The organism is Gordonia otitidis NBRC 100426 (assembly GCF_000248075.1).
GTDB classification, from domain to species: Bacteria; Actinomycetota; Actinomycetes; order Mycobacteriales; family Mycobacteriaceae; genus Gordonia; species Gordonia otitidis.
This window is the reverse complement of record NZ_BAFB01000144.1, coordinates 26932-47560: the sequence shown is the minus strand read 5'-3', so window position 1 is coordinate 47560 and position 20629 is coordinate 26932. Positions and strand designations below refer to the sequence as shown.

The following is a 20629-nucleotide window of genomic DNA, read 5'->3' as shown; positions in this document are numbered from 1 at the left end:
GTCAGATGACGGTGAAGGTCTTGTCGGTGGCGGTCAGCAGCTCGGGTTCGCCGTCGGTGACGACGAGCGTGTCCTCGATCCGGACTCCACCTCGTCCGGGGAGGTAGACACCGGGCTCCACGGTCACCGCTGCGCCGGAAGGTAGTGTACCCGTCGCCAGTTTGCCGATTCCCGGCGCTTCGTGGATTTCGAGGCCGACGCCGTGCCCGAGCCCGTGCACGTACTGGTCGCCGTAACCCGCATCCTCGATCACCGACCGCGCGGCAGCGTCGATGCCGCGGAGGTCGGCACCGGCCTTCAGCGCCGCGCGACCTGCCGCCTGTGCGGTCGAGACGAGATCGTAGATCTCGCGCTGCCAGTCCGCGGCCCTGCTGAGCACGTAGGTGCGCGTCATGTCCGAGTGGTAGCCGCCGGCGACGGCACCGAAGTCGATCTTCACGAAGTCACCGTCCGACAGTGCAGTCGGTGTCGGACGGTGATGTGGGATGGCGGAGTTGGCGCCCGCGGCGACGATCGTCTCGAAGGAGATCTCGTCGGCCCCGTGTCGGAACATCGCGGACTCGAGGGCGCGCGCCACTTCTCGCTCGGTCGCACCCGCGCGGATGACACCGTCGGCGATGATCTCGGCCAGCGCGGCATCGCCGATGGCGCATGCGCGGCGCAGCAATTCGATCTCGGCGTCGTCCTTCACCTCGCGCAGCTCGGCGACGAGCCCCGTTCGCCCGATGAGCTGACCCCGACCCTCGAGCGCGTCGACGAGGCGTGCATGGGTGGCGACCGTCGTCACGTCGGCTTCGAAGCCGATCCGCGTCGCGCCGGACGCCGCGGCCGCGCCGACGAGTTCGTCGGTGCAGTTACGCGCGATGACGGCGACGAGGTCGCCTGACTGCTCGGCGACCTGGGTCAGATACCGACCGTCGGTACAGATGCGGTCGCCCTCAGAGCCCTCGGCGGCGATCGACAGTGCTGCATTCGATCCGGTGAAACCGCTCAGGTACCGGACGTTGGTCAGGTCGGAGACCACGAATACGTCGAGGGGCTCGGGCCCCGTCGAGATCAGGGTGCGCAGTCGCTCACGGCGACGCGCGAATTCATCGGACAGCGGAGCAGAGAGCATGACTGCCACGCTACTCGGAACGTCGGACGCCTCAGCGCTGCGCGGCCAGCCTGACCGGCGCGTTGTCGACGCCGTAGCCGTCGTAGCCGTCGAATCGCTGGACGAACTCGAAGAACACCCGGCCCAGTGTCCGGGTATAGAAGTGCAGCAGGTACCCGCCCGCCGGATCGGTGCTGCGGTCGTAGAGCACGCCGAGGTCGCGCAGCACGGTGAGCAGTTCCTCGTCGACGCCGAACCGCCCGCGCACGTAGTCGTAGTAGTTGTCCGGGATCCGTAGGAACTCCAGACCCGCCTCCCGTGCGCTGCGCGCGAGGCGCAGGACGTCATCGCACGCGAACGCGACGTGCTGCGCTACCTCCTCGGAGTCGAGGGCATGCGGGGCGACGTTCAGGGGAATCCGCACGGCTCCGTCGGATGTACGGAGAACCTGGCTGCGGATCAGGCCACGCGGACCGGGCACCTCGACCGGGTCGTCGGCGTCGAGACCGAAGACACTCGCCATGAACAGCCGCGCGTCATCGGCGGTCTCCCATTGCTGCGTGAGGTTGACGTGGTCGATCGCGCGGATCGAGGTGCTCGCCCCGGGAAGCGCGTCGTCGAACTCATCGACCCAGGCGGGCGCACCGGGCGCGTCGAGCGTCCAGAAGATCTCGGTGCCGCCGGGCACCAATGCCGTACCGAAGGCGTGCTCCGAGGCATGGGTCCGCCTGTTCACCGCGGGCGCCTTCAGGATGGACGCGCGTGCGCTCAACGCCTGCGGATCGGATTCCTGCAGACCGATGGCGGCGATATGCGGCGACTGATCGCGCGCCTGCTGCTCGTTGAGGACGACGCGCGCGTCACCTGCCGTCCACAAGGTGACGGGTTTGCTGCGGTGCCTGCCTGCCGCGGTGAATCCCAGCTGGCCGAGCATGGCCTCGACGTCGCGGGTGTCCTCCGCTTTGATCTCGACGAAGTCGAAACCGCTCGGGGGCGTGGGATCCGGGATGTCGATGAGGTCGAGCCGGTCCTGCAACCACAGCAACGAACGCTCGGCGTGCACGGCCGTCGGCACCGGGTCCGTCTGACGGAACGTGTCGTTGAACACCTCGAGGGACAGCGGCCCGGTGTATCCGGCCGCGAGAACGTGCTCGACGAAGCCCTCCAGGTCGAATGTCCCCTCGCCCGGGAACAATCGGTGGTGTCGACTCCACGACAACACGTCCATCGACAGCGCAGGCGCGTCCGCGAGTTGGAGGAAGAAGATCTTCTCCCCCGGTATGGCTCTGATCGCCGACGGGTCATGACCGCGGGAGAGGACGTGGAAGCTGTCCAGACACAGTCCGACAGCCGGGTGGTCGGCGATTTCGACGATCCGCCACGAGCGTCGGTAGTCGTCGACGAACTTCCCCCACGCCAGCGCCTCGAACGCGATGCGCAGCCCATACCCCGTCGCGAGCTCACCGAGGCGGCGGAGCTGGTCGGCGGAGACCTCGTCGTCGTCGACGGTCGCCGTCGCAACGTTGCTGCACACCAGCACCGTGTCGATCCCCAGGCGCGCAGCCGTCGCGAACGTGGCGTCGGCACGCCGCAGGTTGTCGGCGAACAGGGCTTCGCTCACGCCCTCGATGTCGCGAAGAGGCTGATACAGGCACAACTCGAGACCCAGTCGGTGCGCGAGCGCCCGAATCTCTTCCGGCGACTCCACCGCGGCGATGAGGTCGGGTTCGAAGATCTCGACACCGTCGAACCCGGCGTCGGCACACGCGTGGAGCTTCTCGACGAGTGAGCCAGACACGGAGACTGTTGCGATCGAGGTCTTCATCACACCAATGTACCAACCGGTACAAAGCGAAGGCAACGGTTCACCGCCGTCCCGAGCGGCCACAAGTAAGCTCCCACCGTGGCCGCAAAGCCGAAAGCCGAACTCCAGCGCGACCCGGAGCGCACCCGAGCCGAACTGCTCGCCGTCGCCACCGAGGTCTTCGCCGAATCCGGCTATTCGGGTGCGCGAGTGGACGAGATCGCCGAGCGCACCCGCACCACCAAGCGGATGATCTACTACTACTTCGGCGGCAAAGAAGGTCTCTACCTTGCCGTTCTCGACAGGGCCTACCGCGGGATCCGTCAGGCCGAACAAAAGCTGCGAGTCGACCACGCCGATCCCATCGAGGCGATCCGACGACTCGCGGAAGTGACTTTCGACCATCACATCGAGCACGACGACTTCATCCGCCTGGTGTCCATCGAGAACATTCATCGGGGCGACTTCATCCGGCGACTGACCGACCTCCCGCAACTGAGCAGGCCGGCGACGTCACTGCTCGACGAGATCCTCGACGACGGTCGGGCCGCCGGGCTGTTCCGTCCCGACGTCAGCGCCCTCGACGTCCATCTCGTGATCAGCTCGTACTGCGTGTTCCAGGTGGCCAACCAGTACACCTTCGGCTACCTCTTCGATCTCGATCTGGCCGAGACGTCCAACCGCGCCCACCTGCGCAGAATGATCGGCGACGTCGTTGTCGGATGGCTGACCTCCACCCCCTGATCTCCACCCGGTGACCTCGCGGCACGCCGCAATCGACAGATCCTTTGCGCCCCCGCTCGATACCCACTGTCGCCCGACTGCTGCGATGTCGATCACACGAAACTGTTGACGAGACGCCGCGCACAATGCTGTACTCAATTGCGAACGTACTAGTTCGTACATTACGGAGACGCACATGGGACATTCCGCAACCAGCCATTTGGTTGGGCTCGTCGGCACCGGGGTCGGCCCCTCGCTGACCCCCGCCATGCACATGGCCGAAGGCCGCGCGCTCGGCGTCGACTACCTGTACCGGCCGATCGACCTGACCGCGGCAGGCATCTCCCCCGACAGGATCGGAGAAGTGCTCACCTGGGCACGCGCCCTCGGATTCGACGCTGTCAACGTCACCCACCCGTGCAAGCAGTCGGTCATCGAGCACCTCGATCGTGTCGATCCTGTCGCCGCCACACTCGGGGCGGTCAACACCGTGCTGTTCACCGCCGACGGCGATGTCGGATACAACACCGACACAACAGGTTTCGCCCACGGGTTTGTCGAGGGTCTCCCCGACGCCGACCTCGCCGACGTCGTGCTGGTCGGTGCCGGGGGCGCGGGCACCGCTGTCGCCGACGCGCTGCTGCGACTGGGCACCGCCCACCTCACCGTCGTCGACCTCGACGTCGACCGGGCGGGTGACCTCGCACGTGACCTCACGTCCCGACACCCGATCCCACGGGTCGACGCCGCGTCGTTCGACAAATTGCCCGCGCTCCTACCCGAGAGCACCGGCGTGGTGCACGCGACGCCGACCGGCATGGCCGAGCACCCCGGCATCGCCTTCGACGCGTCGCTGCTACGTCCCGACCTGTGGGTGGCCGACATCGTCTACCGGCCCCTCGACACCGCACTGTTGCAGGCCGCACGCGCGGCGGGTGCAGCAACCCTCGACGGAGGCCACATGGCCGTCTATCAGGCCGTCGACGCCTTCGCGCTGATCACCGGGCTGCGCCCAGACGCCGATCGGATGACCCGCCACTTCCGCCAACTCGTCGCAAACCCGTCCTGACCGCCGCGCCACCAGGCACAATCGCACCAGAGGAGTACCCCATGACCACCACCCAGGCCGACGGCACCGGAGCCGTCGGGAAACGCACACCACGACATGCCGCACTCGCGGGGTTCATGGGCAGCGCCGTCGAGTACTACGACTTCTTCCTGTTCGGCTCCGCCGCAGCCCTGATCTTCCCGCACATCTTCTTCCCGTCCGACGACAATGCGGCGCTGGTGATGTCGTTCGCGACGTTCGGTGTCGCCTACATCGCGCGCCCGATCGGAGCGCTCATCCTCGGCCCACTTCGGCGATCGCATCGGCCGCCAGAGGGTGTTGATGTTCACGCTCGTGCTGATGGGAGTGTCGACGTTCGTCATCGGCTGCCTACCGACGTTCAGTCAGATCGGCTGGCTTGCTCCCATCCTGCTCGTGATCTGCCGTCTGCTGCAGGGCTTTTCGGCCGCCGGTGAACAGGCGGGCGCGAGTTCGTTGGCTCTCGAACACGCTCCGGACCACCGGCGTGCGTTCTTCACCTCGTGGACGTTGACCGGAACGCAGGGCGGATTGATCCTGGCCTCGCTGGTGCTGATCCCGTTCATGGCCCTCCCCGACGACGCGAAGTACTCATGGGGTTGGCGGGTTCCGTTCTGGCTCTCGGCCGTCGTGGTCCTCGTCGCGTACTTCATCCGCCGTCGCCTGCACGAGACGCCCCAGTTCACCGAGGCCCGCGAATCCGGCGAGATCGCACGGATGCCCCTCGTTCCTCTGATGCGCGACCAGTGGCGTTCGGTCGTCCGAGTAGTGCTGTGCGCGTTCATCGCCGCGGTGTCGACCGTGTTCGCCAACCTCGCACTCGCCTACGGCAAGCACGTGGGACTCGACGCCGGCCTGACCCTGTGGCTCGTCGTCGTGGCCAACATCGGCGCGCTCATCACGCAACCGCTGTTCGGTGCCCTCGCCGACAGGATCGGCCGCAAGCCGGTCTTCATCTACGGTGCGCTCTCGTCAGCGATCCTGATGCCCTTCTACATGTTGTCGATGGGCCAGAGCAATCACCTGCTGACCTTCGTGCTCGCGGTACTCACGTTCTCGTTCGGTTACGCGGCGGCCAACGCCGTCTGGCCCGCCTTCTACGGCGAGATGTTCTCCACCCGCGTCCGTTTCTCCGGTCTGGCCATCGGTACCCAACTCGGCTTCCTCATGGCGGGCTTCGCTCCGTCGATCGTGACCGCACTCGGGGGCGTCGGAGACGGCGGTTGGGTGGTGATCAGCGTGTTCACCGCGACGATCTGCCTGATCGCGACCGCGGCGGCGCTCACGGCCAGAGAAACCAAGGAGGTCGCGACCGACGACCTCGGCACTGCGCCGGTGCATGTGTCGCCGAACCGCACGGCGGCGTTGGCTGCCTGACCCACGTGGCGGCCCGCGGGGTCTGATGCTCGACGAAGCCCGGAGTGGGGTGGCGGGAAACGCCACCCCACTCCCGCGTGTTCGAGATCACGTCGCCCATGGGTAAGCTGTCGGCCATGGTGTCCTGGTTGCTGCGCGGTGTCGTCATGACCGCGGTCCACGTCGTCGCTCGTGTCCTGCTCGGCATCGCCGTCGTGCAGTCGCCATTGCACTCGACGACGTGGAAGACCATCGCCGTTGCGGCGGTCGTGTTCATCGCGCTGGTCTGGGGCGGTTTCGACGGCATCCGCGATGCCCGCGCCCATCCGGATCCCGACGACTACGACGACCTGACCATCCGATGGCTCAAGGCCGGGATCTTCGCGGGCCTGGTGTCCTGCCTGATCTGCTGGATCCTCGGCCGCGTAGGCGTGCAGGGCATCAGCGAATCGAGCTTCTTCATCGAGATCATCGCGGGTGGTTCGTTCATCGCGCTGCTCACCTACTTCCCCGCATTCTTCGGTGCGGCTGTCGGCCGCTGGCTCACGCGACGTGACCAGCGTAAGGAGCAGCGTCGCGCCGACGAGGGCAACAGTCGCAACGCCGACGACGACACGACGGCTTTCGAGCGCATCGACGACCGCCCCGTCGCGCAATCCGGCGCTGAGTCGTCCTGAGCTGACGCCCGGAGCGGGGCGGGGCGAAGGTCGCCCCGCTGCATCGGGTCAGAGCAGTGTGGTGCCCGCTGTCGGAGTGTCCGACGCGATGGCCGAGTAGGCGGCGACGAGCAGTCCCGGGTCGGGTCCTTCGAGGCGATCCGGCTTGGCGAGTCCGTCGAGCACGACGAACCGCAACAGACCTGATCGGTTCTTCTTGTCGCCCGACATGCCTTCCAGCAGCTCGGGAAATGCGTCGGCGTCGTAGGTCGTCGGAAGTCCGACGAGTTCCAGGATGCTGCGATGACGCTCGGCGGTCTCGTCGTCGAGGCGGCCGGCAAGCCGCGCCAGTTCGGCAGCGTAAACCAGTCCGACGGCGACGGCGGCGCCGTGACGCCACCGATACCGCTCCCGGCGCTCGATCGCGTGCCCCATCGTGTGTCCGTAGTTGAGGATCTCGCGCAGCGACGACTCCTTGAGGTCGGCCGACACGACGTTGGCCTTGACCTGCACCGAACGTCGGATCAACTCCGGGAGCACAGGACCGGTCGGGTCGGTGGCCGCGGCGGGATCGGCCTCGATGCTGTCGAGGATCGCCGGATCGGCGATGAACCCCGTCTTGATGACCTCGGCGAGGCCCGCGATGATCTCGTTACGGGGGACGGTCTCGAGAGTGGCGATGTCGATGAGCACCGCATCGGGTTCGTGGAACGACCCGACGAGGTTCTTACCCGCATCGGTGTTGATGCCGGTCTTTCCGCCGACAGCGGCGTCGACCATCGCGAGCAGCGTGGTCGGGATGTGGATGACGCCGATGCCGCGCATCCAGGTCGCAGCGACGAAGCCTGCGAGATCAGTAGCCGCTCCCCCGCCGAGCGCGATCACCTTGTCGTTGCGCTTGAGGCCGATGCGGCCGAACACGTCCCAACAGAACGCAGCAACCGAAAGGTCCTTACCGGCTTCTGCGTCCGGGATCTCCACGCGGTGCGCATCGAATCCCTTGTCCGCCAAGAACTCCCGAACCTGCTCGGCCGTCTGCGCGAGAGTCGGCTGATAGAGCACGGCGACGCGGTCGGCGCCGGTCGCGGCCTCGGCGACCTCGTTCAGAAGACCACGACCGATGGTGACGTCGTACGGCGACGCTCCGTCGACGCGAATCGAGATCGGCTCGGTCATGAGGGCCTCCCGGCGGTGAGTTCCTCGGCCAGTGCCAGGATGACGAGATCGGCCACGGCGTCGGGATCGCCGTGCGCATCGATGTCGACGCCTGCGACCGCAGAATAGGTCTCTTCGCGTTCGGCGAGCAGCGCTCGGTAGCGCTGTGCCGGATCGTCGGAGGCGAGCAGCGGACGATCGGATTCGCGTACGCGCTCGAACCCCGACTCCGCACTGACCTTCAGATAGAAGACGCGGTGGGAGTCGAGGGCGTCGCGCACCGTGCGTGTGGTCACCGCGCCCCCTCCGAGCGCCACGATGCCGGTGTGTGTCGACAGCACGTCGGCGACCACCTCGGCCTCGAGTTCGCGGAACCTGTCGGCGCCGTCGGTGACGAAGATGTCGGGGATGCTCCGTCCGGTGCGGCGGACGATCTCGTGGTCGGTGTCGATGAAGTCGACGCCGAGTCTGTCGGCCAGCAGCCGACCGACGGTCGACTTGCCTGCCCCCATGAACCCGACGAGCACCGCGGCGGGCCTGCTGGCGGTCGGCTCGACCGAGCGACCCGCAGGCGTGTCGACGTCTACTCCCGTGCTGCTCATGACCGTGCCCCGCGCGCGGCGGTCCGCTTGAGATAACCGGCGAGATTGTCGGCGGTCTCGGTCGCCGAGTCGCCACCGAACTTCTCGAGTGCGGCTTGCGCGACGACGAGCGCGACCATGGACTCGGCCACGACACCGGCAGCCGGTACGGCGACGACGTCGGAGCGCTGGTGGATGGCCTGCGCCTGCTCACCGGTCGCCATGTCGATGGTCGACAACGCACGCGGGACGGTGGAGATCGGCTTCATGGCGACGCGGACCCTGATGTCCTCACCGTTGGTCATGCCGCCTTCGAGACCGCCCGCACGATTGGTGGAACGGAGTGCGCCGTCGGGTCCGGGAACCATCTCGTCGTGCGCGGCGCTGCCACGGCGACGTGCGGTCTCGAACCCGTCGCCGACCTCGACACCCTTGATCGCCTGGATACCCATCAGCGCGCCGGCGAGGCGTGCATCGAGACGAGTCTCACCGCTGACGTGTGAGCCGAGGCCGACGGGTACACCCGTCGCCACGATCTCGACGACGCCTCCTAGGGTGTCGCCCTCCTTCTTCGCGGTCTCGATCTCGGCGATCATCGACTCCTCGGCCGCCTTGTCGAAAGCGCGCACAGGACTCGCGTCGATCGCCTCGATGTCGGAGATGGTCGGGGTCACACCGACATAGGGTGCGCTGCCGCCGATCGAGATCACGTGGGAGACCACCTCGATCCCGAACACCTGACGCAGGAAGTTCCGCGCAACGGTGCCCGCCGCGACGCGTGCGGCGGTCTCCCGTGCGCTCGCGCGTTCGAGGACGGGGCGCGCATCGTCGAAGCCGTACTTGAGCATGCCGGAGTAGTCGGCGTGGCCCGGTCGGGGACGCGTCAGCGGGGCGTTGCGTGCGCTGCCCTCGAGTTCGGCAGGGTCGACGGGATCCGCGGCCATCACGGTTTCCCACTTGGGCCACTCGCTGTTGGCGATCTCGATGGCGACCGGCCCGCCCAACGTCCGGCCGTGTCGGACACCGCCGAGCACGCTGACCTTGTCGGCCTCGAACTTCATGCGCGCGCCGCGGCCGTAGCCGAGGCGGCGACGTGCGAGTTGTTCGGCGATGTCGGTCGAGGTGATCTCCACCCCGGCGACCATGCCCTCGACAATGGCAACAAGAGCCGGGCCATGGGACTCTCCGGCGGTTATCCAGCGCAACACAATGATCAATTGTTCCATGTGACGGCGACGACACCCCAAGCACGTCAACCCCCGGCCACGACGACGAGCAGCAGCGCACCCGACACGATCATCGCGGGCCCGTGCGGCCAGCGCCGACGCCGTCCGCGAGTCAGCAGGCCGAGCGCCTGCGCGGCGACCACCATCACGAGCGCTGCCGCCGGATCGGCGAGCATGCCGCCCAGCACGAAGGCCAGTTTGACGTCTCCACCACCGCACAGTCCACACAACCAGCCCACGAGGTACGGACCCGTGGCGGCCACCGCGGCGAGCCCCACCGACGCGTGTGTACTCGCCGACAGCCCCACCGCCACGCACCCCGGCCACAAAAGCGCGGTGGGCAGGCGGTACGTCTGCCGGTCGATCTCGGCGAGCGCGGCCAGCCAGAGCGCGACCACACAGCCCACCACTCCCATGTGGGACAGTCTGGGCGCTGCCGCGCCGGCCAGACGTCGGCGTCGTGTCGTTCGGGTTCGAGATGTTGACGGACGGGTGCCTGGGGACAGCCGTGGCGCGGTGACTCAGCTCAGCGCGCGGGCCATCGCGTCGCGCGGCGTGGGAAGGCCCGTGAACTGCTCCACCTGGCTGTAGGCCTGGTTGAGCAACATCACCAGACCGCCGACCACGCGTCCCCCGCGTGCGGACACCGCCTCGGCAAGGGGGGTGGGCCACGGGTCGTAGATGACGTCGACGAGCGCCGACGCCTCGGCGACCGCGTCGACGATCGGAGCGGCGGCGGCCGCGGGCACGGTCGACACCACGACCCCTGCCTCGGCGCAGGTGTCCGCGAGTTGCCCAGAGGACGCGAACGGAAGGAGACTCACGCCGAGATCGAGTCGCTGTGCGAGGTCGACTACGTCGCGCGCGCGTGTTTCGTCGCGGGCGACGACGGTCAGATCGGTGATTCCGGCGTCTGCGAGGGCGGCCACACTCGGCAGGGCCGTCCCGCCCGCACCGATGACCACCGCGCGCGGTCGCTCGGACGTGGACACTCCGATCTCGCGCAACGCCCCGGTCATGCCGTCGATGTCGGTGCAATCGGCACGCCAGCCGCTCTCGGTGCGGACCAGGGTGTTCGCAGAGCCCACGAGGACTGCGCGGTCGGTGCGCTCGTCGGCGACCTCCAGTGCAACCCGCTTGCCGGGCATCGTCACCGACAGTCCCACCCACTCGTCCGTGAGTTCCCGCACCAGCGTCGGCAGCCGACGCTCGTCACACTCGATGCGCTCGTAGCTCCAGTCGTCGAGTCCCAGTGCCCGGTAGGCCGCGAGGTGCAGATCGGGCGAACGCGAGTGCGATACCGGCGACCCGAGGACAGCGGCTTTACGGCCAACAGTGCCGCCGGTCGGCGTACCTCGTGGCGGAGGTGTCAGATCCATCGGGTCAACTGCACCCGGTCGTCAGGAGCTTGTTCTCGCACGCCTGCTCGCGGTTGCGCTTGTGCTCGTCGAAGGTGTCGGCGAACAGCGTCGTTCCGTTGCGGTCGACCGTGACGAAGTAGAGCCAGTTCCCGCTCTCGGGGTGCTCGGTCGCCTCGAGCGCGCGTTCACCGACGGCACCGATCGGTGTCGCGGGCAGGCCCTTCATCTGATACGTGTTCCACGCGTTGTCGGACTTGTACGCCTCGCCGTCGAGGTCGATGTTGGTCACCGTGGCGGTGTAGTTCGCCGTCGAGTCCATCTCGAGTCGCTGGTCCTTGTCCAGACGATTCAGGATCACTCGCGCGACCTTCGCGTAATCATCCGGCTTGGCGACCTCGCGTTCGACGACGGAGGCCGCCACGAGCGTCTGGTACGGCGTCAGCCCCGACTCGTTGGCATTCTGCCCGCCCAGTCCCCACTGGGCGAAACGCTGGGCACTCTGCGAGATCAGCTCATGCAGGATCTGCGTGGCGGACATGTGCGGATCGATGGTCTCCCAGGTTCCCGGCGCTATCAGACCCTCGATCCTCCGGTGATCGCCGTTGAGTTTCTCGACATCGGCCACAGCCCAGTCGGGTACCCCGAGTTGCTGTGCCGACGTGGTGGCGGCCGCCTTCTGCAGATCGTCGACCGTGACGCCGATGGTGCGTCCGTTGACGGTGACAGCCGTGGCGTCGGAGATCATCTGGAAGATACCGGGCGTCGTCTTTCCGTCGACACCCTTCTTCGTGTCGATCTGCAGCCCCTCGGGGACAACGACCCGACCAACCCGGTGCGTGGTTCCGTCGGTGAGCATCTGCACCGCCGTCGACGCGGGTATCTCGGTACGCATCTTGTAGAAGCCACCCGAGATCGCTTGTCCGTCAGCCGCATTGATGAACGCTCGCTGGCTGCCGACGACGTTGTCGTCGGCGAGGATCCGACCGAAGTCCTTGAGGGTCGAGTTCTGCGGGATGTCGACGATCACATCGCCGGTTCCGGCGGCGTTCGTGTAGTCCTTGCGCGAGTCGAGCAGCCCCGCGGCGCGCAGCCCGTAGTAGCCGACACCGCCCACCGCCACCAACATGATGACGATGACCGCAGCAAGCACTCCTCGTCGCTTGCGCCGCCTGCGCTGTGCCTCCGCGGTACGTGGACGGCCCCTCCCCCGACGGGTCGGGACGATCGGCTCGTCGTGATCGATCGAGTCGTAGGCGGCGTCGTATTGGTTCGGCTCGCGGTCGACGTCGTGTGGTTCTTTGGTCACTGTCGCCGTCGCGCGCGCCACCGGCGCCGGCGACGAAGCGGCCACGGTATCGACCGGTCCGGTGTCGGGCCCCTTTGCTCCGATACCACCGTGCGCGTCGGCCGCGTCCCCGTGCGCCCCACCCGATGGCGCCCCACCCGATGGCGCCCCGGCCGATGGCGCCCCGACCGACGGAGCACTGTCTGATCGCGATCGGGATGCGGGCGGGCGGGCGGCGGGCGATATGCGTTGCGGTCGCGCCCGGCGCGGCGTCGCCATGTGGAACGCGTCGGCATCCCCGGAATCGGTGCTCGCCGCACCCTCGACCCGGCCTCGCATGGTGGTTGGTTCCTGGGTATGCGGTCGCGGCGCCGGTTGTGGTCGAGTCGGGGGCGCCGACTGTGGTGTCGTCGCCGAGCGCGGGCCGGGCCGCTGCGCGGCTCGCCTCGCAGAGGACGGACCCTGTGTGCGGCCCGCGCCTGCGGTGTCGTCACGGACTCCGTCGGTGCGGTTGGCGTCGGTGCGGTTGTAGGCCGACGGGGTCACACCGTTCTGGCCGTCGTCGCCTCGAACGATCGGGATCTGCCCCGTGGTTCCGGTGCGCCGACGCCGGTGCCGGTTGTGCGGTTTGCCCTCTGCCGGCTGAGTGAAGTACCGGAGTCGCTCGAGATCGAGCCCTTCGGTATCGTGATCAGAAGGTTCGCGATGACGATTCCGATGCCGTTCGTCGGTCACCGCGCGTCGCCTCCCTCATCAGAACTGTTGGTGGACAGCACGGATCCACTCATCGTCGCGAATCCAGCCACCCCTGCAGAATAGCGACCGCTGCAGCCTGATCAATCACCCCACGCGACGTTTTGGTGTTACGACCGCTCGCGTGCAGCGCTTGCTGCGCAGCTACGGTGGTCAGTCGCTCGTCGGAATAGAGCACAGGAATCCCCTCCAGTTTGTCGGCGAGTCGGGTGCCGAAGTCACGGGCTTTCTCAACCGCCGGGCCGTCGGTGTTGCGAAGAGTCTTGGGCAAACCGACGATCACCCCGACCGCCTCGTACTCCTCGACCAAGGCGCACAGCCGCCTCACCGCACCATCGATGTCGCGTCCGGGGACCGTCTCGACCGGCGTCGCCAAGATGCTGTCGGGGTCGCTCACCGCGACCCCGATGCGGACGCTGCCGACATCCACTCCGAGACGACGCCCACGCGTCACACTCATCGGGCGACGAGCTCCCGGATGCGCGTTCGTGCGGCGTCGATACCTGACGGATCGGTGCCCGATCCCTGTGCGAGGTCGGGCTTTCCACCCCCACGTCCGCCCACGAGCGGTGCGATCTCCTTGACCAGGTCGCCCGCCTTGATCCCCGCCCCGCGCGCCGACTCGGTCGTCGCGATGACGAACGGGACCTTGGTGTCGTCGGCCTCACCCGTCGTCGAGAACAGCGCTATCACCGCCTGTCGGTCACCGACACGTCCGCGCAGATCTGTGGCGATACCACGGAGGTCATTGGCACCGACTCCCGGCACCAGTCCGCCGACCACCAGCGTCGAACCGACGGTGTCGGCGGAATCGAGCAGGCCTGCGGCAGCCGAGCGAGCGGCGTCGGCGCGAACCTTCTCGAGTTGCTTCTCCGCGTCGCGCAGGCGGGTGACGAGCTGCTCCACACGTCCCGGAACCTCTTCGGAGGGCACCTTGAGCGACGAGGCGAGCCCCGCGAGCAGCGCGCGCTCCTTGGACAGGTACCGGAACGAGTCCATGCCGACGTATGCCTCGACGCGTCGCACCCCTGACCCGACGGAGGATTCACCGATGAGGGTGACCGGGCCGATCTGTGCCGACGACGCCACGTGGGTTCCGCCACACAGCTCCATCGAGAAGGGTCCGCCGATCTCGACGACGCGCACCACGTCGCCATAGTTCTCGCCGAACAGCGCCATCGCGCCCATCGCCTTGGCCTCGGTCAGACCGGTCTCGAAGGTGTGCACCGGGTAGTTCGCCTCGACCGCGCCGTTCGAGATCTCCTCGATCTGCTGCCGCTGGTCCTCGGTCAGCGCCGAGCCGGAGTGGAAGTCGAAACGCAGGTATCCGGGTCGGTTCAGCGAGCCCGCCTGGGTGGCGCTCGGGCCGAGCACCTCGCGCAGGGCCGCGTGCACCATGTGGGTACCCGAATGTCCCTGTGTCGCACCGTGTCTCCACGATTTGTCGACCGCGGCGATCACCTCGTCGCCGTCGTGGATCTCGCCCGCGTCGACGGTCGCCTTGTGCAGCCACACCGACTTGCCGACCTTCTGCACGTCGCTGACGGTCAATCGCGTCCCGTCGCTGGTGGTGATGGAACCCACGTCGGCCATCTGACCGCCGGCCTCGGCGTACAACGGCGTTCGGTCGAGGATGACCGTGGTCTGTTCCCCCGGACCGGCAGAACGTACGCGTGCACCATCGGTGATGAGACCGAGTACCCGCGCCTCGGACACCAATTCGTCGAAGCCGGTGAACTCGGTGGGGCCGCGATCGAGGAACTCGCGGTAGACAGCGGCGTCGGTGTGTCCGGTCTTGCGGGCGACGGCGTCGTCCTTCGCACGCTGCTTCTGCTCCGCCATCAGTTCGGTGAAGCCCTGCTGGTCGACGTCGAGGCCGGCCTCGGCAGCCATCTCGAGGGTCAGGTCGATCGGAAAGCCATAGGTGTCGTGCAGGGTGAACGCATCGTTGCCGCTGATGGTCGTCTTGTTCGCGGACTTCGTCGCCTGGGCGGCGTCGGCGAAGAGCTTCGATCCGGCCTCCAGAGTCTTGGAGAACGACGTCTCCTCCCCGACCGCGACGGAAACGACGTGATCGCGCTGCTCGGCGAGCTCGGGATACGACGGCGACATCACGTCGATCACCGTGTTGGCGATGACCTCCATCGTCGGCTCCGTTGCGCCGAGCAGTCGCATCGAGCGGACCACTCGACGCAGCAGTCGCCGCAGCACGTAACCGCGACCGTCGTTACCGGGCAGCACGCCGTCGCCGATGAGCATCACCGCGGTGCGCGAGTGGTCGGCGATGACGCGGAACTTCACGTCGTCGTCGTGATTGCCCACTCCGTAGCCACGCCCGGTCAGCTGCGATGCCAGGTCGATGAGCGGCTTGAGCAGATCCGTCTCGTAGACATTGTCGACGCCCTGCAGCAGGCAGGCGACCCGTTCGACTCCCATTCCGGTGTCGATGTTCTTCTTCGGGAGGGGCCCGAGGATCTCGTAGCCCTCCTTCGCGCCGCCGGGACCGCGCTCGTTCTGCATGAACACGAGATTCCAGATCTCGATGTAGCGGTCCTCGTCGGCTTCGGGTCCGCCCTCGACCCCGTAGTCCGGACCACGGTCGTAGAAGATCTCCGAGCACGGGCCGCAGGGACCCGGCACGCCCATCGACCAGTAGTTGTCTTTCATCCCCCGTCGTTGGATGCGCTCGGCGGGGACGCCGATCTCGTCGCGCCAGATGCCGAACGCCTCGTCGTCGTCGAGGTAGACAGTGGGCCACAGCTTCTGCGGATCGATACCGTATCCGCCGTCTTCGACCGACGAGGTGAGCAGATCCCACGCGAATCTGATGGCCTCACGCTTGAAGTAGTCGCCGAAGGAGAAGTTGCCCGCCATCTGGAAGAAGGTGTTGTGGCGGGTCGTGATACCCACCTCCTCGATGTCGAGGGTGCGCACACACTTCTGCACGCTGGTCGCCCGGTCGAACGGGGGTGTCTGCTCACCGAGGAAGTACGGCTTGAACGGCACCATGCCCGCGTTGACGAACAGCAGGTTGGGATCGTCGAGGATCAGCGAGGCACTCGGCACCTCGGTGTGTCCGGCCTTGATGAAGTGATCCAGGAATCGCTGCCGGATCTCATGCGTCTGCACTGGGTTCTCGTCCTCGGTGGTCGTGGTGCGTCTGTGGTCGGCGTCGGGGTGAATCGGGCGTGCACCAATCCGACGATCTGCGACATACCAGCCTACCGCCGCCCGACGGAGACACCCGAACGGCGTCGTCAGCAGCACGAAACGGTCACATGGCTAACGATCACAAGGCGACGCCCGATCACAGCGACATGACCCGAATCACAGCAGCACGCTCCGCGCTCGCCCTGTTCATCGCCCTCACCCTCAGTGCGGTGGGAGTCGGCGTCGCATCCGCCGCCGACTACAACGAATACGACGGCGTGATCAACCAGACGTCTCTACACCGGTGCAATGCACTCAGCCCCAACATCGTCGACAACACCTACTCCGGCGCGATCAGCACGATGCAGTGGTTGCGTAACGGACAGCGCGGAGCCGTCGACGTCTCGATCTCGGCGAGCCTCAGTATCTGGGGTTATGACAACATCATGACCGTCGTCTGGACGAACCTGAACACGCATCGTTCGGGCACGCTGCGGGGTATCCAGCACACCACCGCGGCGACCGGCGGGTCGATGTACGACTTCCGCGACGTCCGCACCGGCGCAGGACGCGTCCGCATCGAGCTGCGTCCGGTGAACCGCGGTCCACTGCTGACCCTGCCTGCGCCGAGTTGCTCCGACGTCTTCGTCGTGAAGTAGCCGGCATGGCGGGTGAGCCTGCCGACGTCTCGTCCGGACTTCGGATCGGGCCGCGTCACCCTTGTCGCGATCGCCGCGTGGCGCGCCGCACGATGGACCGCAACTTGGCGACGCGCGGGCCGATCTCGCGTTCGAAACCGTGGTCGGTGGGCTCGTAGTAGTCGACGCCGACGAGTTCGTCCGGCGGATACTGTTGCGGCACAACACCGTCGGGATCGTTGTGTGGGTACTGGTATCCGACCCCACTGCCGAGCTTCTTGGCCCCGCTGTAGTGAGCATCGCGCAGCCCCGGAGGTACTGCTCCTGCCTTACCCGCCTCGACGTCGGCGAGCGCAGCCCCGATGGCGCTGACGACACCCGCCGATTTCGGGGCGGTGGCGAGGTGGATCGTCGCCTGCGCGAGCGCCAGTTTCGCCTCGGGCATCCCGACGAGCGCCACGACCTGCGCGGCGGCGACCGCGGTCTGCAGAGCCATCGGATCGGCCATCCCGATGTCCTCGCTTGCATGGATCATCAGGCGTCGGGCGATGAACCGGGGATCTTCACCGGCGGCGATCATCCGGGCGAGGTAGTGCAGCGCGGCGTCGACGTCGGATCCGCGGATGGACTTGATGAACGCGCTGGTCACGTCGTAGTGCTGGTCGCCGTCGCGGTCGTAGCGCACCGCGGCACGGTCGATGGCCGCCTCCACGTCGGCCACGTCGATACTCGGGGGCCGGGTTTCGTCGGGGGTCGGGTCGTCGCCGTCGGAGTCGGGCACCGGGTCGCGGAGCACGGCGTCGGCGCTCGCCTCGAGGGCGGTCAGTGCCCTGCGCGCGTCACCGCCCGCAACTGCCACGAGGTGGTCGTAGGCCCGTTCGGTCACGGTGACCGCGCCGGCCAGCCCGCGGTCGTCGGCGACAGCACGCTGCAGCACCGTGCGGATGTCGTCGTCGGTGAGTGAACGCAACTGCAGGACAAGTGATCTGGACAGAAGCGGCGACACCACCGAGAACGACGGGTTCTCGGTCGTCGCGGCGACGAGCAGAACGATCCTGTTCTCGACGGCGTCGAGCAGCGCATCCTGCTGGGTCTTGGAGAACCGGTGGACCTCATCGATGAACAAGACGGTCTGTTCGCCCGCTGCGAGTCGCCTGCGCGCGACCTCGATGACCGCGCGGACCTCCTTGACGCCAGCGGACAAGGCGGAGAGCGCTTCGAAGCGACCACCCGCCGCGCTCGATATCAACGAGGCCATCGTGGTCTTGCCGGTCCCCGGCGGTCCGTACAGCAGGACGGACGCCGCCCCGGAACCGTTGATCAGGCGCCGTAGCGGCGACCCCGCGCCGAGCAGATGCTGCTGACCGACGATGTCGTCGAGAGTTTGTGGTCGCATCCGCACCGGCAGCGGCGCGTTCGGCGACGGCGACGAGTTGAGCGACGTGGCGCCGCTCGACGCGCTCGCTGGTGGCGGCGGGTCGAACAATCCCCCCACCGCGGTCAATCCAGCCACGAACGCTGCAGCGCGAGACCCACGTCGGTGGCGAATTCGGAGACCTCGGCATTGCTCGTCGCCGCTGCGGCGAGATCGGACCACCGAGCGACGAGCGCGCGGGGGTCGTTGGTGTGCAGCGCCCAGTCGTGGGCGTAATGGGTCATCGGAGCGATGTCGGTCGCCGAGTCCGGAAGCATCCACACCGTCGACAGCCAGACCCACAGCAGCCGGGCGGTCAGCAGCTGACGCTGCATCACGCGGTCGCGCTCGAGCGCCGGCCAGATCGGCACAACCTCCGAGCGCCATGCGTCGACCATCGAGACCTCGAGGTCGAGTCGATGTGCGACACCTGTCGGCCCGAGTTGGGGTGCGAAGGTGACCAGCGCGTACGCGATGTCGAGAGTGGCGTCACGGAACCCGCCCCACTCGTAATCCATGAACTGCACGCCGTCGTCGTTGAGCAGGATGTTCTCCGGCCCCACGTCCGACGGGCTGAACGCGCGGTGCTCTCCGTCGTCGAAGAGCGAGCATGCCGAGGTCAGTGCCTCTGCCACGGCGTCGGGGAGCGTCAGGCCGAGGTCGGCGACACGTGCCGGGGCCGCCGACACAGCACGGATGGCTTCGTCCCGGAGGATGTCCCTGCCCGCCGTACCCGCGGCTCCGTGACGCACGAGCGCATCGAAATCGCTCTCGCCGCCGACTGTGGCCGCATGCATCCGGCCAAGCGCCTGGCCCCAGGCGCTGACCGCGCGGGTCATCTCGACGACGTCGGCATCGGCGAGCAGGGCGGTCAGCGGATGTCCCCGGCCGAGGTCGGAGAGCACCATCAGCCTGTTGTCGGGGTCGGATGCGATCAGTTGGGGGCCGGGACGTGACTCGGTCGGCAGTGCAGTCGCGTATTTGTACGAGGCGATCTCGCGGTGAAACGCCTGGGGATCCTCATGGCTCGGGAGTGCCTTGATGACCAGGGTGCGATCCATCGACAGCGGATTCTGCGCCACACGTACCCGCACGACCGTGGTTCGGCCGCTCCCTCCGAGGTCTTCGGGATCCGCGAGAACCACGGGGGCTCCCGCGCGGCGGGACAGCATTGCTTCTGCGGCACGCACCACGCTGGTGACGCGGCTCTCTGTGATGACCGTCATGGCAGCCACCAACTTACTCGCAGGCGCCGACACGCGTCATCGACTTTCTCCACACATACGCGCCCTCTCACGACTAACACGCGCTTGACCTGCAGCTTTGTCATAACACTTTCTTTTTAGGCGCAAACGACGACGACTCGGTTCGACGACGTGTATTCGACCGACATCGGTCGCGGACCGTGCGTGATCGACGGTGGTGGCGTGGTGTCACCATCCGGTCTCGGACAGTGGGCTGACATCGACGGAGACCTCGATCTCGCTCTTGCTCGCATCGGTGTAGATCACGCCGCGAAGGGGTGGGACGTCGTCGTAGTCGCGGCCCCACGCGACCGTGACGTGACGTTCGTCGACGAGCTTGTTGTTGGTCGGATCAAACGCGAGCCATCGGTCCCCCGGGAGCCAGACCGCCGCCCACGCATGGCTGGCGTCGGCCCCGAAGATGCGCTCGGTACCCGGTGGTGGATCTGTCGCGAGGTAACCGGATTCGTACCTCGCCGCCAGCCCGACCGAGCGCAGGCAGGCGATCGCGACGCGCGCGAAGTCCTGACACACGCCCATGCGGCGTTCGAGAACCGTGTCGACGCGGGTGCTGATGGCCGTCGACCCCGACCGGTAGGTGAAGTCCGAGAAGATCCGCGAGGTCAGATCGGTGATCGCGTCGATGAGCGGTCGTCCCGGTGTGAACACCGCCGCGGCGTAGTCGCGCACGGCCTGGGTGATCTCCGGAGGGTCGAGGTCGAGTACGAACTCGTCGACGAGCACCGCACCGACCGCGGCTGGTCGTGCGTCCTCCCACGGCGCGCGGGCCGCGACGCTGTGCACCAGTCCCTGGTCGATCGGGTCGACCTCGACGATCGACGTCGCGGTGACCTCGAGAACGCGGTGAGCGGCGCGCACATGGAAGTATGCGTCGATGTTGCCGTACACGTCGACGCCGACCGATCGGTCCGCGGGCTCCGGGTCGATCACCGTCTCCGTCTCGTGGACACGCTGGTACGGAAGGTCGCGGGGCGTCAGGTAGCAACGGCCGTACGACGACGACACCTCGTCGTCGTAGGTGTAACACGTGCGGTGGAAGACGCGGTACCTCCTGGTACCGGGCGCCCCATTTGCCACAG

Annotated in this window: 17 protein-coding genes and 1 pseudogene; 5 read left to right on the top strand and 13 right to left on the bottom strand. The window is 67.3% G+C overall.

Annotation, left to right across the window (positions count from 1 at the left end; all coding sequences use genetic code 11):
* Position 1: 1 nt before the first annotated feature.
* Together GOOTI_RS14665 and GOOTI_RS14660 are read right to left on the bottom strand one after the other, a co-directional pair.
* Positions 2-1117, bottom strand: a complete 1116-nt coding sequence (locus GOOTI_RS14665) for a M24 family metallopeptidase (protein ID WP_007239391.1) — start codon at positions 1115-1117, stop codon at positions 2-4.
* Positions 1118-1148: 31 nt separating this feature from the next.
* The gene (locus GOOTI_RS14660) at positions 1149-2921 is read right to left on the bottom strand and encodes a bifunctional sugar phosphate isomerase/epimerase/4-hydroxyphenylpyruvate dioxygenase family protein (RefSeq protein ID WP_007239390.1); all 1773 of its coding nucleotides are present in this window, start codon (positions 2919-2921) and stop codon (positions 1149-1151) included.
* 78 nt (positions 2922-2999) lie between these two features.
* Between GOOTI_RS14660 and GOOTI_RS14655 the strand changes: the two genes are divergently transcribed.
* The 4 genes and pseudogenes from GOOTI_RS14655 to GOOTI_RS14640 all read left to right on the top strand — a co-directional run bounded on the left by GOOTI_RS14655 (position 3000) and on the right by GOOTI_RS14640 (position 6743).
* Positions 3000-3644 carry a TetR/AcrR family transcriptional regulator gene (locus GOOTI_RS14655; RefSeq protein ID WP_007239389.1) on the top strand — a complete coding sequence of 215 codons (645 nt, stop codon included), beginning with the start codon at positions 3000-3002 and terminating at the stop codon, positions 3642-3644.
* 175 nt (positions 3645-3819) lie between these two features.
* Positions 3820-4692, top strand: a complete 873-nt coding sequence (locus GOOTI_RS14650; RefSeq protein WP_007239388.1) for a shikimate dehydrogenase — start codon at positions 3820-3822, stop codon at positions 4690-4692.
* 41 nt (positions 4693-4733) lie between these two features.
* Positions 4734-6087, top strand: a pseudogene (locus GOOTI_RS14645) (MFS transporter).
* 116 nt (positions 6088-6203) lie between these two features.
* On the top strand, positions 6204-6743 hold the full coding sequence (locus GOOTI_RS14640; RefSeq protein ID WP_039994158.1) for a B-4DMT family transporter: 540 nt from the start codon (positions 6204-6206) through the stop codon (positions 6741-6743).
* Between the two features lie 48 nt (positions 6744-6791).
* On the opposite strand, the gene aroB is transcribed toward GOOTI_RS14640, so the two are convergent.
* The 8 genes from aroB to alaS all read right to left on the bottom strand — a co-directional run bounded on the left by aroB (position 6792) and on the right by alaS (position 16212).
* Positions 6792-7898: a 3-dehydroquinate synthase gene (gene aroB / locus GOOTI_RS14635; RefSeq protein WP_007239384.1), complete on the bottom strand. Its 1107-nt coding sequence runs from the start codon at positions 7896-7898 to the stop codon at positions 6792-6794.
* Entirely contained in the window at positions 7895-8479 is a 585-nt protein-coding gene (locus GOOTI_RS14630; RefSeq protein ID WP_007239383.1) for a shikimate kinase, read from the bottom strand. The genes aroB and GOOTI_RS14630 overlap by 4 nt, the downstream gene beginning before the upstream one ends.
* Positions 8476-9684 (bottom strand): chorismate synthase, encoded by a 1209-nt coding sequence (gene aroC, locus GOOTI_RS14625; RefSeq protein ID WP_007239382.1) that lies wholly within the window; start codon positions 9682-9684, stop codon positions 8476-8478. The genes GOOTI_RS14630 and aroC overlap by 4 nt, the downstream gene beginning before the upstream one ends.
* Before the next feature lie 26 nt (positions 9685-9710).
* A complete protein-coding gene (locus GOOTI_RS14620) occupies positions 9711-10100 on the bottom strand; it encodes a prepilin peptidase (protein ID WP_007239381.1) in 390 nt (129 codons plus the stop codon).
* 105 nt (positions 10101-10205) lie between these two features.
* A complete protein-coding gene (locus GOOTI_RS14615) occupies positions 10206-11063 on the bottom strand; it encodes a shikimate dehydrogenase (protein ID WP_007239380.1) in 858 nt (285 codons plus the stop codon).
* A 4-nt stretch (positions 11064-11067) separates the two neighbouring features.
* A complete protein-coding gene (gene mltG / locus GOOTI_RS14610; protein ID WP_007239379.1) occupies positions 11068-13065 on the bottom strand; it encodes an endolytic transglycosylase MltG in 1998 nt (665 codons plus the stop codon).
* A 49-nt stretch (positions 13066-13114) separates the two neighbouring features.
* A complete protein-coding gene (gene ruvX / locus GOOTI_RS14605) occupies positions 13115-13543 on the bottom strand; it encodes a Holliday junction resolvase RuvX (RefSeq protein ID WP_007239378.1) in 429 nt (142 codons plus the stop codon).
* Positions 13540-16212 (bottom strand): alanine--tRNA ligase, encoded by a 2673-nt coding sequence (gene alaS, locus GOOTI_RS14600; protein ID WP_007239377.1) that lies wholly within the window; start codon positions 16210-16212, stop codon positions 13540-13542. The genes ruvX and alaS overlap by 4 nt, the downstream gene beginning before the upstream one ends.
* Before the next feature lie 149 nt (positions 16213-16361).
* Here alaS and GOOTI_RS14595 point away from each other — a divergent pair, with 149 nt between their 5' ends.
* Positions 16362-16892, top strand: a complete 531-nt coding sequence (locus GOOTI_RS14595) for a hypothetical protein (protein ID WP_007239376.1) — start codon at positions 16362-16364, stop codon at positions 16890-16892.
* 55 nt (positions 16893-16947) lie between these two features.
* Here the strand turns inward: GOOTI_RS14595 and GOOTI_RS14590 are convergent, their stop codons facing one another.
* The 3 genes from GOOTI_RS14590 to GOOTI_RS14580 all read right to left on the bottom strand — a co-directional run bounded on the left by GOOTI_RS14590 (position 16948) and on the right by GOOTI_RS14580 (position 20627).
* Positions 16948-18366 (bottom strand): replication-associated recombination protein A, encoded by a 1419-nt coding sequence (locus GOOTI_RS14590; RefSeq protein WP_039994156.1) that lies wholly within the window; start codon positions 18364-18366, stop codon positions 16948-16950.
* A 5-nt stretch (positions 18367-18371) separates the two neighbouring features.
* Positions 18372-19511 (bottom strand): protein kinase family protein, encoded by a 1140-nt coding sequence (locus tag GOOTI_RS14585; RefSeq protein ID WP_007239374.1) that lies wholly within the window; start codon positions 19509-19511, stop codon positions 18372-18374.
* A gap of 207 nt (positions 19512-19718) precedes the next feature.
* Complete coding sequence (locus GOOTI_RS14580) at positions 19719-20627, bottom strand: transglutaminase family protein (RefSeq protein ID WP_039994155.1); 909 nt, start codon at positions 20625-20627, stop codon at positions 19719-19721.
* Positions 20628-20629: the final 2 nt, after the last annotated feature.